The sequence below is a fragment of the Streptomyces sp. NEAU-YJ-81 genome (genome assembly GCF_017592595.1).
GTDB lineage: Bacteria > Actinomycetota > Actinomycetes > Streptomycetales > Streptomycetaceae > Streptomyces > Streptomyces hygroscopicus_B.
Map to the genome: position 1 here is coordinate 338,837 of NZ_JAGFNO010000006.1, position 14,838 is coordinate 353,674.

Here is a 14,838-nt window from a genome sequence, read left to right on the forward strand (position 1 = left end):
CGCCCTGATGGCGGTGCCGCTCGCCTTCTTCGCGGTCTTCTTCGCCTATCCGGTGGCCGCCATCGTCACCCGGGGGCTGCGCGTCGGCGGGCAGTGGCGGTTCGGCCGGATCGCCGAGGTGGTCACCGATCCGGCGACGCTGGACGTCCTGTGGTTCACCTGCTGGCAGGCGGTCGCGTCGACCGCCCTCACGCTCGCGGTCGCGCTGCCCGGCGCCTATGTCTTCGCCCGCTTCGACTTCCCCGGCAAGGGGCTGCTGCGGGCCGTGGTGACCGTGCCGTTCGTGCTGCCGACCGTCGTCGCCGGATCCGCCTTCCTGGCTCTGCTCGGCCGGGGCGGGCTGCTGGACGAGCTGTGGGGGATGCGGCTCGACACCTCCGTCTGGGCGATCCTCCTGGCCCATGTCTTCTTCAACTACGCGGTCGTCGTCAGGACCGTCGGCGGGCTGTGGGCCCAGCTCGACCCGCGCCAGGAGGAGGCCGCGCGGGTGCTCGGCGCGAGCCGGCTGTCGGCCTGGCGCCGGGTGACGCTGCCCGCGCTGGCCCCCGCAGTCGCCGCCGCCGCGCTGATGGTGTTCCTGTTCACCTTCACCTCCTTCGGCGTGATCCAGATCCTCGGCGGCCCCCGCTACGCCACCCTGGAGGTGGCGATCTACCGGGAGACCGCACAGCTGCTCGACCTGCCCACGGCGGCGGTGCTCACCCTCGTCCAGTTCGCCGCGGTCGCGGCCGTGTTGGCCCTGCACGCGTGGACCGTAAGGCGCCGGGAGAGCGCCCTGCGGCTCGTCGACCCCGGCCGCACGGCGCGCCGGCCGAACGGCCCGGCGCAGTGGGCGCTGCTGTGGGGCGTGCTGGCGGTGGTCGCGCTGCTGATCGTGACACCGCTCGCGGTGCTGGTGGAACGCTCGCTGAACGGACCGGACGGCTACGGATTCACCTACTACGAGGCGCTCAAGTCGGCCGCCGACAGCGGAGGCACCTTCTTCGTGGCACCCATGGAGGCCATCGGGAACTCCCTGCGGTTCGCGGCGGTCGCCACCGTCTTCGCCCTCGCCGTGGGCGGCCTCGCCGCCGCCGCGCTCACCCGTAAGGCGGGCAGGCTGGTACGGGGCTTCGACGCGCTGCTGATGCTGCCCCTGGGCACCTCGGCCGTCACCGTGGGATTCGGGTTCCTGATCGCCCTCGACGAGCCCCCGCTGGATCTGCGTGCCTCCTGGTTCCTGGTGCCGCTCGCCCAGGCCCTGGTGGGCGTGCCCTTCGTCGTACGGACCATGCTGCCCGTGCTGCGGGCGGTGGACCACCGGCTCCGGGAGGCGGCGGCCGTGCTCGGGGCGTCCCCGTGGCGGGTCTGGCGGGAAGTGGACCTGCCGCTGGTCGGGCGGGCCGTGGCGGTCGCGGCGGGCTTCGCGTTCGCCGTCTCCCTGGGCGAGTTCGGGGCGACCGTCTTCATCGCGCGCCCCGACCAGCCGACCCTCCCGGTGGCCATCGCCCGTTTCCTGGGCCGGGCCGGACAGCTCACCTACGGGCAGGCGATGGCCCTGAGCACGATCCTGATGCTGGTCTGCGCCGGATCGCTGCTGGCACTCGAGCGCATCCGCACCGACCGTTCCGGAGAGTTCTGAATGACGCTGCTGCGACTGGACGAGGTGACCGTAAGGTTCGGCCGGCGCGATGCGCTGGACGCCGTGGATCTGGAGGTCGCCGAGCACGAGACGGTCTGTGTGCTGGGCCCGAGCGGAAGCGGCAAGTCCACCATGCTGCGCGTGGTGGCCGGGCTGCAGCGCGCCGACGACGGCCGGGTGTGGCTCGCCGGACAGGACCAGAACGGGGTGCCCACGCACCGGCGCGGGGTGGGGCTGATGTTCCAGGACCACCAGCTTTTCCCGCAACGGGACGTGGGCGGCAATGTCGCCTTCGGGCTGCGGATGCGCAAGGTGGGGCGGGCGGAGGCGGATCGCCGGGTCGCCGAACTGCTGGAGCTGGTGGGGCTGCCGGGCGCCCAGCGCCGCCCCGTCGACTCGCTCTCCGGCGGCGAGCAGCAGCGGGTGGCGCTCGCCCGCGCGCTGGCCCCGCGGCCCAAGCTGCTGATGCTGGACGAGCCGCTGGGCCAGCTCGACCGGGGGCTGCGGGAGCGGCTGGTGATGGAACTCCGCGAGCTCTTCGCACGGCTGGGGACCACCGTCCTCGCGGTCACTCATGATCAGGGGGAGGCGTTCGCGCTCGCGGACCGGGTGGTGGTGATGGACAACGGCCGGATCGCCCAGACCGGCACCCCGCTGGAGGTGTGGCAGCGGCCCGCCACCGAGTTCGTCGCCCGTTTCCTCGGCTTCGACAATGTGGTCGAGGCGACCGTGGACGGCGAGGTCGCCGACACCCGCTGGGGCAAGCTGCCCGTTCCGCCCGGCTCCCGGCCGGGCCCCACCAGGCTGCTGGTCCGCCCGGCCGGGGTGCGGCTGACGGACCCCGAGGAGGGGCTGGCGTGCACCGTGGAGACGCGCACCTTCCGCGGCGACCATGTGGCGCTCATCCTGCGGCCGGCGGACCTGGCCGCGCCGCCTCTGCAAGCGTCCTGCGCCCTGCGGGACGCCCCGGAGGCGGGGGCCCGGGTGGGGGCGGCCTTCGACCCGGCCGATGTGGTGCTGTTGGACGCCGCTTCCTGACACGCGAGTTCCTGGCGTCAGGGCGCTTGCGGCGGGGGCCTGACGCTTGGACTACGGCGCGCCGGGGTGCGGTCCTCATGCTGGGGCCTCCGGCGCGGGAACTCTCCCACGCCGGGGCCTTCGTGACGTCGGGTCAGCCCAGCAGCGAGAGCAGCGCCTCGGGTGCCTCGTCCACCGAGTCCACCAGTGCGATACGGGCCTTCATGGACCGTCCCTCCGCGAGCGCTTCGAGCAGCGGCCAGGTCGGCAGTCGCCGGGTCCAGTGGTCCCGGTCCACCAGCACCATCGGGGTGGGGTCACCGCGCGACTCGTAGTAGTTCGGCGTCGCGTTGTCGAAGATCTCCTGGACGGTCCCGGCGGCGCCCGGCAGGAAGACCACGCCCGCGGTCGAGCGCGCCAACAGCCCGTCCTCCCGGGTGGCGTTGGCGAAGTACTTGGCGATGTGTGAGGCGAACGCGCTCGGCGGCTCGTGTCCGTAGAACCAGGTGGGGATGCCGACCGACGCCCCGCCGTCCGGCCAGCGTTCGCGAACCGCGAAGGCGGCCTCGGCCCATGGCCCGATGGACGGCCGGAACGAGGGGGTCTTGCCGAGCAGTTCGAGCGCCTCGTCCAGCATCGGGTCCTCGTGCGGAGCGGCGTAGGCGCCCAGGTTCGCGGCCTCCATCGCGCCCGGCCCGCCGCCCGTCGCGACCGTGAGACCGGTCCGCGCCAGGGCCCGTCCGAGGCGCGCGGCGCCCGCGAACCCGTCGGAGCCGCGCTCCAGCGCGTGGCCGCCCATGACGCCCACCACCCGCGTCCCGACGAGGAATTCGTCGAGCGCGTCGGAGACCGCGTCGTCGTGGATGGAGCGCAGCATGGAGGCGAAGATGTCGCCGTCCGTCTTGGTCCGCTGGAACCAGGCGTAGGCGAGCGCGTCCGGCGTCCGCGGGTAACCGCGCTCCGTGAGGCCCTCGAAGATCTCCGCGGGCGAGTAGAGGGTGCCGCGGTACGGATCGAAGGGCAGATCCGGCACCGGCGGGAACACCAGCGCACTCCCGGCCCGGACCTTCGCGGCCGCCTCGGACTCCATCGGGCAGCCGAGGAAGACCGCCTCGCTGGTGTCGGTGGAGAGGAGCGCGGCCGTACGGCTCGTCAGGTCCACGGACTGGACCCGGAACCCGGCCAGGGTGCCGCGGGCGACGACCTGGTCGAACTCCTCGATGGACTCTATTTCCCGGTCTGGTTCCTGCACGCCGACATGCTAATCACACCGGAGGTGGGGGGCTGTGGATTGAGGCAAACGTGACCGGGCCGCTTGGTCGCACAATCCAGGCATGGACACCAACACCCGAGATTTTCAGCGGCGGAACGGCATCGCCGTGAGATGCGCCACCACCCACACCAGCGGCACCAGCAGCGCCAGCAGGGCCGTCGCGCGCAGCGCGGCCGCCCCGCGGAGCAGCCGGGCCGGTGCGCCGAGGCGGAGCAGCGCGGCCGTTGTGCGCTCGCGCGCGCTCCTCGCCTCCACGGCCGCGGTCAGGGTGGTGGCCGCGGCGCACAGCGTGACCAGTGCCGCGCCCAGACCGGTGAGCGGGCCGAAGGCATGGGCGCCGGACGGCCCGGAGGCCCTTCCGTACAGCTCCAGGACGGTGTATCCGGCGGAGGCCAGGGCGCACAGCGCGCCGACCGGACGTCCGATAAGACCGGCCTCCTGCTGGAGCATGCGCCCGGCCAGCAGTCGCAGCACGCCGGGCCGCCCGATGGCCAGCAGCCTGCCGCACAGATGGGTGAGGCCGGGCCCGGCCAGCACCAGCCCGAGCGCCGCCAGGGCCCAGCCGCCCACCACACCGGGCGGGTTGCCGCCGAGCCGGCCCGGCACGGCGAGCAGGGCGTCGGGGTGCGGGGGCGCGTCGCCGCTCGCGTATGCCTGCAGGGCGAGTCCGGCCGCGGTCAGGGCGATGCCCCACGGGAGGCCGGAGGTGGCCCGGTGGGGCCAGGGCGCGACCGGCCCCGTCACGACGGTGGGCGGAGCCGGGACCGCCGGGCGGCGGGCGCCTCGTGGTTCGCGGGCCGGCTGGTGTCCGGCCCGCGGCTGCCGGGGCCACAGCCCGGCCGCACACGCCGCGCCCACCAGCGCGGGGACGAGGGCGAGCAGCGTCACGGTGCCGGCCAGGGGCAGCGGCCGACCGCCGCCGAGCTGCCGGCCGTCCGCCCCGCTTCCGGCCCAGTCCAGCCAGGAGCCGAGGTCGCCGCGCAGATGGAGGAAGACCAGCAGCGCCAGCACACCGCCGAGCGCGCAGGCGGCCGCCATCGAGACCGCCGCGAGCAGTGCCGCACGGGCGGGGCCGAGCCCGGCCGCGGCGAAACCGGGGCCCGGCCCGGTGCTGGGGTCGGCGCGGCCCACGGCGACGGCCAGATGGACGGTCGCGGCCAGTGGCACGAGGCACCACAGCAGCCGCCCCACCGCGCCCTGCGAGTCGGCCGGATGGCCCGAGGCGAACCCGAGGGCGCTCAGCAGCAGAAAGCTCGCGCCCGCTGCCGCGACGGTGACCAGCGACCGCCGCAGCAGCACCGATGGGCGGGCACCGCGGGTCAGACGGAGGCTGAGCACGCGGCCCTGCCTTCCGCCTCGGAGGGGTCCGAGTCCACCCGGCGCCCGTCGAGCAGGGCGACGGTGCGGTCGGCGAGGGTGGCCACCTCCTGGTCATGAGTCGCGAGGACGACCGTGATGCCGTGGGAGCGGGCCGCCGAGGTGAGGGTGCGCAGCACCTGGGCGCGGTCGGCCTGGTGCAGCGGGGCGGTGGGCTCGTCGGCGAAGAGCACGCTCGGCCCGGCGGCCAGGGCACGAGCGATGGCGACCCGCTGGCGCTGCGACTGCAGCAGCGCGGCGGGCCGCACCCGGGCGCATTCGCCGACGTCGAGCCGGTCCAGCCACTCGCACGCGGCGCTCTTCGCGGCGCGCCGCCCGGTGCCGCGCAGCAGCAGGGCGAGCGCGGCGTTCTCCCAGGCGGTGAGCTCGGGGACGAGATGGGGCTCGGTGCCGATCCAGCCGAAGTGGTCGCGCCGCAGCCGTTCGAGACCGAGCGAGGGGAGGCTGTGCACGGGGACGCCCTTGAACCACACCTCCCCGCCGTCCGGGACGAGTTGGCCCGCCAGGCAGCTGAGGAGGGTGGTCTTGCCGCAGCCCCGCGGACCGGTGACGGCGAGGATCTCGCCTTCTCGGGCGCCGAGGGAGACACCGAGGAGGGCGGGTGAGCCGCCGTAGGCATACGACACGGTGCGTGCCGCGAGCATGTCGTCGTCCGGCGGAGCCACCATCCCGAGCACCTCGCCTTACCTGCGATCGTCTCATTCCCCCGGTTGGGTGAACGAGCGCGAAGCCAATGGGTCACTGGCACGGTAAGGACTCGGGTGGGGGCCCGCGCCCAGGCTCGGCGCGGGTGGCCCCCATTTCCTCCGATCAGCCCTGATCGGGGTCGGGCTCCGATCAGCGCTGATCGGGTCCGGGGCTGTCATCGGGGCCGCCGTCGGCGAGCCGGTCGAGGTGGGTGGGCGCGAACATCCGCAGCAGCGCGGGCAGCACCACGACCGACGGCCCGGGGGCCGCGAGGGCGCCGGCGAGGTCCGCGCGCAGCCGCTCGGGTGTGGTACGGACCGCAGGGACGCCGAAGGACTCGGCCAGGGTGACGAAGTCCGGGCGGGACAGCTCGGTGGCGGTCGCCTCGCCGAACGTGTCCGTCATGTACTCGCGCAGGATGCCGTAGCCGCCGTCGTCCACGATCAGCCAGGTGACGGGGAGCCGGTACTGATGTGCGGTGGCGAGTTCGGCGATCGAGTACATCGCCCCGCCGTCGCCCGACACGGCCAGCACCGGCCGGCCGGGATCAGCGGCGGCGGCCCCGAGGGCGGCCGGGAAGCCGTAGCCGAGGCCGCCCGCGCCCTGCGCCGAGTGCAGGGCGCCCGCACGGCAATCGAAGGCCGACCAGGCCCAGTAGGAGAGGATCGTCATGTCCCAGAAGCTGGGAGAGTCATCGGGCAGCGCGTCCCGCACCGCGCCCAGCACCCGCTGCTCCAGCTCCAGACCTTGCGCGTCGATCCGCTCCCGCACCCGGGTGAGCAGCCTGGCCGCGGCCTTGGCCGCCGTGCCCGGCGGACGCGGCGTGACGGCCTCGGCGAGGGCGGCCAGCGCCTCGCGGGCGTCGGCGTGGATGCCGAGCGCCGGGTGGTTGGACTCCAGCTTGCCGAGATCGGCCTCGATCTGGACGAGGCGGCCGCCTGGGCGGAACGTGTGGTAGTTGGAGGAGAGTTCGCCCAGTCCGGAGCCGACGACCAGCAGGACATCGGCGTCCTCCAGGAACTCGGTGGTGTGCGCGTCCTCCAGCCAGGACTGGAGCGAGAGCGGATGATCCCACGGGAACGCGCCCTTGCCGCCGAAGGTCGTCGCCACGGGCGCGTCCAGCGCCTCGGCCAGAGCCCGCAGCTCCTGCCGCGCCCCGGCGCGCACCACTCCGCCCCCGGCCAGGATCACCGGACGCTCGGCGGCGTCCAGCAGCCTCGCGGCCTCCGCTGTCAGCTCGGGCCGGGGCGGCAGCGGACGGGGCTCGGCGCGCAGGGAGGTCACCGGCGGCACGGAGACCGGTGCGAGCAGCACGTCCTGCGGGATCTCCAGCCACACCGGCCCGGCGGGGGCTTCCAGCGCGGACGCCCAGGCGGCGGCGACCGCGGAGGGGATCTGGGAGGCGGTACGGACCGTGTGGACGGACTTGACGACGTCGCGGAACGACGCCTTCTGGTCGACGAGTTCATGGAGATAGCCCTTGCGCCCGCCGCCGAGCCCCGCGGTCGGCACCTGGCTGCCGATGGCCAGGACAGGTGCGGAAGCCGCCGCCGACTCCTGCAGCGCGGCGAGCGTCATGAGCGCCCCCGGCCCGGTGGACACCAGCAGCGGCGCCACCGTGCCGGTGACCCGCGCGAAGGCGTCGGCGGCGAACCCGGCGTTGTTCTCCACCCGCAGCCCCACATAGGTGAGCCCGGACCGCCGCAGCGCGTCGAACGCCCCGAGAGCGTGCTGTCCGGGAAGCCCGAACACGGTGCTCGCCCCGAGCGCGGTGAGGGACTCCACGACGAGATCGCCGCCGTGACGCGCGCGCTGTGCGGTGGGCATGGGTTGGTGCCTTTCTGACGGGGTGTATGGAGACGCGGAAGAGGGAGGGGTACGTATGGCGGTGCCGGTGTGGGGGCGCGAGGCCGTGTCAGGCGCCCGCGGTGGCCGGGCTGGTGGTCTCGGAGGCGGGGGCGGCCGGTTCACCGGCGAGTCGGCGCCGCCAGGCGTCGAGGATCGCCGCGTCGGTCGGCTTGGTGGCGAGGCTGACCGCCACATACGCCACCAGCGAGGCCAGCAGCCCGAAGTAAATGGGTTCGTTGGCGAGGATGCCCTTCCACCCCATCAGCGCGATGACCGTAAGGCCGCCGACACCGACCGAGGCCAGGGCGCCCGCGCCCGTGCCGCGCTTCCACAGCAGCCCGCCCAGGATCGGCATCAGCAACCCGCCGACCAGCACGTTGTAGGCGACGGTCAGCGCCTCGACGACATTGTTGAGCGCGACCGAGATGCCGATCACGGCGATGCCCATGATGAGGATGAAGACGCGGTTGCCGCCGACCTCGTCGTGGGAGCCACCGGCCGTACGGAGCGTACGGCCGCGCAGCCGGGCCCAGATGTCGTTGTTGGCCACCGTCGCGCAGGCGATGAGCGCGCCCGAGGAGGTGGACATCACCGCGGACAGCGCGGCGGCCAGCACCAGCCCCTTCACGCCCACCGGGAGGGAGTCCTTGACGATGGTCGCGAACGCGTCGTCCGGGGCGTCCAGCTTGGGGTACAGCACCCTCGCCGCCGTGCCGATGACCGCGCCCGCGACCGCGTAGGCCAGGCAGTACGTACCGGCCACGGTGCCGCCACGGCGGGCCACCTTGTCATCGCGGGCGGTGAAGACCCGCTGCCAGATGTCCTGGCCGATCAGCATGCCGAAGGAGTAGATGAGCACATAGGTGAAGACGGTCTGGCCGCCGATGCCCATGGGGGAGAAGTAGCCGTGGGGGAGTTCGGACTTCATCGCGCCGAAGCCGCCCGCCTTCACCACCGCGATCGGCAGCAGCAGGAGCAGCACGCCCACCGTCTTGACCACGAACTGCACCATGTCGGTGAGGGTGATCGACCACATGCCGCCGAGCGTCGAGTAACAGACCACGATCGCCCCGCCGAGCACGATGGCGATGACCCGGTCCAGGCCGAAGATCACGTCGAAGATGGTGGCGTAGGCGATGGTCGAGGTGACCGCGAGCATCAGGGTGTAGCCCCACATCACGATGCCCGAGATCAGCCCGGAGGTGCCGCCGTAGCGCAGGTCCAGCATCTGGCTGACCGTGTAGACCTTGAGGCGGGCGATGCGCGCCGAGAAGAAGACCGACAGCGCCAGCAGCCCCAGGCCGATGGCGATGACCATCCAGGCGCCGGAGAGCCCGTACTGGTAGCCGAGCCCGACGCCGCCGATGGTGGACGCTCCGCCGAGCACGATCGCGGCCATCGTCCCGGAGTACATGAACGGCCCCAGCCGCCGGCCCGCGACCAGGAAGTCGCTGGTGGACGTGGTGCGGCGCATCCCCCACCAGCCGAGCGCGAGCATGCCCGCGAGATAGACGACGATCACGGTGTAGTCGACAGCGGTCATGGCAGTGCTCCTCGGTCCGGCGGGGGTCGGGTAGCGGTCGGGAGGTCGGGGGAGCGGAGCCGCACGGGATCGGGGAGGTCCCGGCGATCCGTGGGGATCGGGTCGTGGAAGTTCGGGGAGTGGGGGAGGCGCGGGGGAGTACGGGGCGTGCGGGGAATGTGGGGAGTGACGCAGACCCTAGGTGTCGCCGGAGCGTCCGGGAAGTGTACGTTTCCTCCACTCCCGATCCCCGGGATGTACGAACCATCCCCACGCGAGGCCCGCCGTGATGAACGACCGCGTACCCCCGACGGCCCCCGTCCCCCTCGCCACCCTCCTCGGCCACCCCGCCCTCGGGCTGCGGCAGGTCGCGGGGGCGCGCGAGGCGGACACGCCCGTGTACTTCGTCCACACCAGCGAGATGGAGGACCCCGTCCCGTATCTGCTGGGTGGCGAGCTGCTGCTCAGCGCGGGGGTGCACTGCCCGGAAGCGGCGGGCGCCGGCACCTACTGGGACCGCTATGTGGCCCGTACGGTCCAGGCGGGCGCGGCGGCGCTCGGCTTCGGCATCGCGCCGGTGCACGACACGGTGCCCCGCGCGCTGGTCGAGGCGTGCGACCGGCATGGGCTGCCGCTGGTCGAGGTGCCGCGGCAGACGACCTTCACGGCCGTCGCGAGCGCCGTCTGGGACGCGATGGCCGAGCGCCGCCACCATGAGCTGCGGAGCGTCACCGAGGCACAGCAGTCGCTGGCGACGGCTGCGGCGCGCCCGCACCCCGTACCGGCCGTGCTGCGGCAGCTGGGCCAGCACCTCGGGGCGTGGACGGTGCTCTACGGGCCGGACGGCGCGGAGCTGGCGGCCGCGGGGCCGCGCCCGTCGCGGGAGGCCCGTACGGCGCTCGGCGCGCTCGCGGCGCGGCTGCGCTCGGGCCCGTCCTCGGCGGCGGGCAGGGCGGCCGGCGCGGCCGGTGAGGAGCTGCAGCTGACCGCGTACGGGCTGGGTGGCCCCGCCGGGCCGGAGGACCGGCTCGCACTCGGCGTCTGCGCTCCCCGGCGGGACGGCGCGGACGGGGCGATCGTGGGGGTGGCCGTGGTGCTGCTGTCGCTGCTGACGGCGCGGCGGGTGGTCGGGGCCGAGGCCGAGCGCACGGCGGCGCTGGTACGGCTGATGCTCGGCGCCGAACCGGCACGGGTGGCCGGACTGCTGAGCCGCTCGCCGGGGCAGGCGGGGACGCCCTCCGATATGCGATCCGGGCCCCCGGAGGGCGGCGGGCTGTGGACCGTGGTGCACGGGCGGCGACGCGGCCGCGGCCGGGACGACGGACTGCTGGCTACGGCGGCGCTCGCGGCCGGGCTCGGGACGCCGCTGGTCGACCTCGACGGGGACGCGCTGCGCGCCCTCGTGCCGGGCGAGGGGGAGGTACGGGCGCAGCCTGGCTGGACCCTGGGCGTCGGGGCGCCCGTACCGGCCGCGGAGCTGCCGCGTGGCGGCGCCGACGCCGCCCGTGCGCTGCGGCGGGCCGTCGCCGAGCGGGTGCCGCTGGTGCGGCCCGGCCCGGCCCGCGCGGGCGGCGTCGTCTCGCTGGTGGACCCGGCCGAGGCGGGGGCGCACGGCCGGGCCCTGCTCGCACCGCTCGACGGCGCACCGGCGCTGCTGGAGACGGTGCGGGTGTGGCTGTCGTTGCACGGCAACTGGGACCGTACGGCGGTGGCACTGGAGGTGCACCGCAATACGGTCCGTCAGCGGATCGCCCGCGCCGAGGCCCTGCTGGATGTGGACCTGGGCGACGCGGACATCCGGATGGAGCTGTGGTTCGCCCTCAAGTGGGCGTGAGCCTCACGTGGGCCTGAGCCTCAAGTAGTCCTGAGCCTCACGCAGCAATGAGTCTCAACTGGACCTGAATCACGCGGCCTTGGGACGCCAAAGGGAGGTTCACCCTCAAGTGGGCCCGAGCCACGCCGCCTTGGGCTCCGAGACGACCGGCCCTCAGAGCTTGGTCCACGCCTCCGTCAGCACTGCCCGCAGGATCTGCTCGATCTCGTCGAAGAGCGCCTGGTCGGCGATCAGCGGCGGCGCCAACTGCACGACCGGGTCGCCGCGGTCGTCGGCCCGGCAGTACAGCCCGTTCTCGTACAGCGCCTTGGAGAGGAAGCCGTAGAGGATCCGCTCGGTCTCCTCCTCGTCGAAGGACTCCTTGGTGGCCTTGTCCTTCACCAGCTCGATGCCGTAGAAGAAACCATCCCCCCGGACATCGCCGACGATCGGCAGATCGTGCAGCCGCTCCAGCGTGGACCGGAACGCGCCCTCGTTGTCCAGCACATGCTGGTTGAGGCCCTCGCGCTCGAAGATGTCGAGGTTGGCGACGCCGACCGCGGCCGAGACGGGGTGGCCGCCGAAGGTGTAGCCGTGGAGGAAGGTGTTGTCGCCCTCGTAGAACGGCTCGGCGAGCCGGTCGGAGATGATGCACGCGCCGATCGGAGAGTAGCCCGAGGTCATGCCCTTGGCGCAGGTGATCATGTCCGGGACGTAGCCGAACTTGTCACAGGCGAAGATCGTGCCCAGCCGTCCGAAGGCGCAGATGACCTCGTCCGAGACCAGCAGCACGTCGTACTTGTCGCAGATCTCGCGGACCCGCTGGAAGTACCCGGGCGGCGGGGGGAAGCAGCCGCCCGCGTTCTGCACCGGCTCCAGGAAGACCGCGGCCACGGTGTCCGGGCCCTCGAAGAGGATCTGCTGCTCGATCTGGTCGGCGGTCCAGCGGCCGAACGCCACGGGGTCGTCGCCGAAGATCGGGGCGCGGTAGATGTTGGTGTTGGGGACCTTGTGGGCACCGGGGACCAGCGGTTCGAAGGGGGCCTTGAGCCCCGGCAGCCCGGTGATCGACAGGGCTCCCTGCGGGGTGCCGTGGTACGCCACCGCCCGGGATATGACCTTGTGCTTGGTGGGCTTGCCGGTGAGCTTGAAGTACTGCTTGGCCAGCTTCCAGGCGGTCTCGACGGCCTCGCCGCCGCCCGTGGTGAAGAAGACCTTGTTCAGGTCGCCGGGCGCGTAGCCCGCGAGCCGCTCGGCGAGTTCCACGGCCTTGGGGTGGGCATAGCTCCACACCGGGAAGAAGGCGAGCTCCTGGGCCTGCTTGTAGGCCGTCTCCGCCAGCTCGACCCGGCCGTGGCCCGCGTTGACCACGAACAGGCCGGCCAGGCCGTCGATGTACCGCTTGCCCTTGTCGTCGTAGATGTACGTGCCCTCACCGCGCACGATCGTCGGCACGGGGGAGTTCTCGTACGACGACATGCGGGTGAAGTGCATCCACAGGTGGTCGTACGCCGTCTTGGAGAGGTCGGCGCTCATTGCTATCTCGTTCCCCAGGTATAGGTCTGCTTCCGGAGCTTGAGGTAGACGAAGCTCTCGGTGGAGCGCACACCGGGCAGCGTGCGGATCCGCTTGTTGATCATTTCGAGGAGGTGATCGTCGTCCTCGCAGACGATCTCGATCAGGAGATCGAAGGAGCCCGCGGTGACGACCACGTACTCGACCTCGTCCATGGCGGTCAGCGCGTCCGCGACCGGGTCGAGATCGCCCTCGACGTTGATGCCGACCATCGCCTGCCGCCGGAACCCCACGGTGAGAGGATCGGTGACGGCGACGATCTGCATCACGCCCTGGTCGAGCAGCTTCTGCACGCGCTGCCGCACGGCGGCCTCGGAGAGCCCCACGGCCTTTCCGATGGCGGCGTACGGTCGGCGGCCGTCTTCCTGGAGCTGCTCGATGATCGCCAGGGATACGGAGTCGAGGGTCGTGCCGTTCTTGTCAGGTGTGGCCACGACCCTCACTGTGCACGAGCCTCGCCCGTGTCGCAACCCTTCATCGATGAATTTCGTCGTTAAGGGGCCCTGAAAACACTGATTCCGTTGTTCTGGTGTGGCGGGTATGTTGAAAGCGCAGCCCCGGCGACTACTGTGGGTGTCTCACCCATCGGACAGCTGACAGGAGGGGTGGCACGTGACCACCGAACTGCGTCGTCTGCGCAACTACATCGACGGAGCGTTCCGGGACGCCGCGGACGGGCGGACCACGGAGGTGGTCAACCCGGCCACGGGCGAGCCCTACGCCACCGCGCCGCTGTCGGGCGCCGCGGACGTGGACGCGGCGATGGCCGCCGCCGAGGCCGCCTTCCCGGCCTGGCGCGACCTGGTGCCCGGCGAGCGCCAGAAGGCACTGCTCAAGATCGCCGACGCCTTCGAGGCGCGGGCGGAGGAGCTGATCGCCGCCGAGTCCGAGAACACCGGCAAGCCGATCGGTCTCACGCGGGACGAGGAAATCCCGCCGATGATCGACCAGATCCGCTTCTTCGCGGGCGCGGCCCGGATGCTGGAGGGCCGCTCGGCCGGTGAGTACATGGAGGGGCTCACCTCGATCATCCGGCGTGAGCCGGTCGGGGTCTGCGCCCAGGTCGCACCGTGGAACTACCCGATGATGATGGCCGTATGGAAGTTCGCCCCGGCCCTCGCCGCGGGCAATACGGTCGTCATCAAGCCCTCGGACACCACCCCCGCCTCCACCGTGCTGATCGCCGAGATCATCGGCGGAGTGCTGGCGGAACTGGGCCATCCGCAGGGCGTCTTCAACGTGATCTGCGGCGACCGCGAGACCGGCCGGCTGATGGTCGAGCACCCCGTGCCCGCCATGGCGTCCATCACCGGCTCGGTGCGAGCCGGCAAGCAGGTCGCCGAGAGCGCCTCGAAGGACGTCAAGCGGGTGCATCTGGAGCTCGGCGGCAAGGCCCCGGTGGTCGTCTTCGAGGACACCGACATCCCCAAGGCGGTCGAGGACATCTCGGTCGCGGGCTTCTTCAACGCGGGCCAGGACTGTACGGCCGCCACCCGGGTGCTGGTCCACGAGTCGATCCACGACGAGTTCGTGAGCGCGCTCGCCAAGGCCGCCGCCGAGACCAAGACCGGTGCGCCCGACGACGAGGACGCGCTGTACGGGCCGTTGAACAACGCCAACCAGCTGGCCCAGGTCTCCGGCTTCATCGACCGGCTCCCCGCCCACGCCAAGGTCGAGGCGGGCGGCCACCGGGTCGGCGACAAGGGCTTCTTCTACGCGCCCACCGTGGTCTCCGGACTCAAGCAGGACGACGAGATCATCCAGAACGAGGTCTTCGGCCCGGTCATCACCGTGCAGACCTTCTCGGAAGAGGCGCAGGCGATCTCGTACGCCAACGGCGTGGAGTACGCGCTGGCCTCGTCGGTGTGGACCAAGGACCACGCCCGCGCGATGCGGATGTCCAAGGCCCTGGACTTCGGCTGTGTCTGGATCAACACCCACATCCCGCTGGTCGCCGAGATGCCGCACGGCGGCTTCAAGAAGTCCGGCTACGGCAAGGACCTCTCCGCCTACGGCTTCGAGGACTACACCCGCATCAAGCACGTCATGACGTCGCTGGGCTGATCCCGGGCTGATCCCGGGCTGATTCGAGCCGATCCCGGCCG

11 protein-coding genes are annotated in these 14,838 nt (G+C 72.5%); 4 read left to right on the forward strand and 7 right to left on the reverse strand.

Annotated elements, in window-relative coordinates; genetic code table 11:
* Window positions 1-7 precede the first annotated feature (7 nt).
* Together J5X86_RS17670 and J5X86_RS17675 are read left to right on the forward strand one after the other, a co-directional pair.
* A complete protein-coding gene (locus J5X86_RS17670; protein ID WP_208517794.1) occupies window positions 8-1,621 on the forward strand; it encodes an iron ABC transporter permease in 1,614 nt (537 codons plus the stop codon).
* The gene (locus tag J5X86_RS17675; protein ID WP_119991641.1) at window positions 1,622-2,659 is read left to right on the forward strand and encodes an ABC transporter ATP-binding protein; all 1,038 of its coding nucleotides are present in this window, start codon (window positions 1,622-1,624) and stop codon (window positions 2,657-2,659) included.
* 133 nt (window positions 2,660-2,792) lie between these two features.
* Here the strand turns inward: J5X86_RS17675 and J5X86_RS17680 are convergent, their stop codons facing one another.
* From J5X86_RS17680 to J5X86_RS17700, 5 genes are all read right to left on the reverse strand, one after another.
* Window positions 2,793-3,890 (reverse strand): LOG family protein, encoded by a 1,098-nt coding sequence (locus J5X86_RS17680; protein ID WP_208517736.1) that lies wholly within the window; start codon window positions 3,888-3,890, stop codon window positions 2,793-2,795.
* Window positions 3,891-3,995: 105 nt separating this feature from the next.
* A complete protein-coding gene (locus J5X86_RS17685) occupies window positions 3,996-5,249 on the reverse strand; it encodes a hypothetical protein (protein WP_208517737.1) in 1,254 nt (417 codons plus the stop codon).
* Entirely contained in the window at window positions 5,231-5,956 is a 726-nt protein-coding gene (locus tag J5X86_RS17690; RefSeq protein ID WP_208517738.1) for an ABC transporter ATP-binding protein, read from the reverse strand. The genes J5X86_RS17685 and J5X86_RS17690 overlap by 19 nt, the downstream gene beginning before the upstream one ends.
* A gap of 169 nt (window positions 5,957-6,125) precedes the next feature.
* Complete coding sequence (locus J5X86_RS17695; RefSeq protein ID WP_208517739.1) at window positions 6,126-7,802, reverse strand: thiamine pyrophosphate-binding protein; 1,677 nt, start codon at window positions 7,800-7,802, stop codon at window positions 6,126-6,128.
* Window positions 7,803-7,890: 88 nt separating this feature from the next.
* Window positions 7,891-9,366: a sodium:solute symporter gene (locus J5X86_RS17700; RefSeq protein WP_208517740.1), complete on the reverse strand. Its 1,476-nt coding sequence runs from the start codon at window positions 9,364-9,366 to the stop codon at window positions 7,891-7,893.
* Between the two features lie 268 nt (window positions 9,367-9,634).
* Here J5X86_RS17700 and J5X86_RS17705 point away from each other — a divergent pair, with 268 nt between their 5' ends.
* A complete protein-coding gene (locus J5X86_RS17705) occupies window positions 9,635-11,179 on the forward strand; it encodes a PucR family transcriptional regulator (protein ID WP_208517741.1) in 1,545 nt (514 codons plus the stop codon).
* Between the two features lie 153 nt (window positions 11,180-11,332).
* Here the strand turns inward: J5X86_RS17705 and J5X86_RS17710 are convergent, their stop codons facing one another.
* Both J5X86_RS17710 and J5X86_RS17715 read right to left on the reverse strand, forming a co-directional pair.
* Window positions 11,333-12,694: an aspartate aminotransferase family protein gene (locus tag J5X86_RS17710; protein ID WP_078644019.1), complete on the reverse strand. Its 1,362-nt coding sequence runs from the start codon at window positions 12,692-12,694 to the stop codon at window positions 11,333-11,335.
* 2 nt (window positions 12,695-12,696) lie between these two features.
* Complete coding sequence (locus tag J5X86_RS17715; RefSeq protein WP_043235601.1) at window positions 12,697-13,167, reverse strand: Lrp/AsnC family transcriptional regulator; 471 nt, start codon at window positions 13,165-13,167, stop codon at window positions 12,697-12,699.
* A gap of 178 nt (window positions 13,168-13,345) precedes the next feature.
* On the opposite strand from J5X86_RS17715, the gene J5X86_RS17720 reads away from it, so the two are divergent.
* Entirely contained in the window at window positions 13,346-14,797 is a 1,452-nt protein-coding gene (locus J5X86_RS17720; RefSeq protein WP_208517742.1) for a gamma-aminobutyraldehyde dehydrogenase, read from the forward strand.
* Window positions 14,798-14,838 lie beyond the last annotated feature (41 nt).

Coding starts and splice junctions, on each gene's coding strand:
- J5X86_RS17690 (WP_208517738.1), bottom strand. CDS start 5,956: ATGGTGGCTCCGCCGGACGACGACATGCTCGCGGCACGCACCGTGTCG.
- J5X86_RS17710 (WP_078644019.1), bottom strand. CDS start 12,694: ATGAGCGCCGACCTCTCCAAGACGGCGTACGACCACCTGTGGATGCAC.
- J5X86_RS17675 (WP_119991641.1), top strand. CDS start 1,622: ATGACGCTGCTGCGACTGGACGAGGTGACCGTAAGGTTCGGCCGGCGC.
- J5X86_RS17700 (WP_208517740.1), bottom strand. CDS start 9,366: ATGACCGCTGTCGACTACACCGTGATCGTCGTCTATCTCGCGGGCATG.
- J5X86_RS17670 (WP_208517794.1), top strand. CDS start 8: ATGGCGGTGCCGCTCGCCTTCTTCGCGGTCTTCTTCGCCTATCCGGTG.
- J5X86_RS17705 (WP_208517741.1), top strand. CDS start 9,635: ATGAACGACCGCGTACCCCCGACGGCCCCCGTCCCCCTCGCCACCCTC.
- J5X86_RS17695 (WP_208517739.1), bottom strand. CDS start 7,802: ATGCCCACCGCACAGCGCGCGCGTCACGGCGGCGATCTCGTCGTGGAG.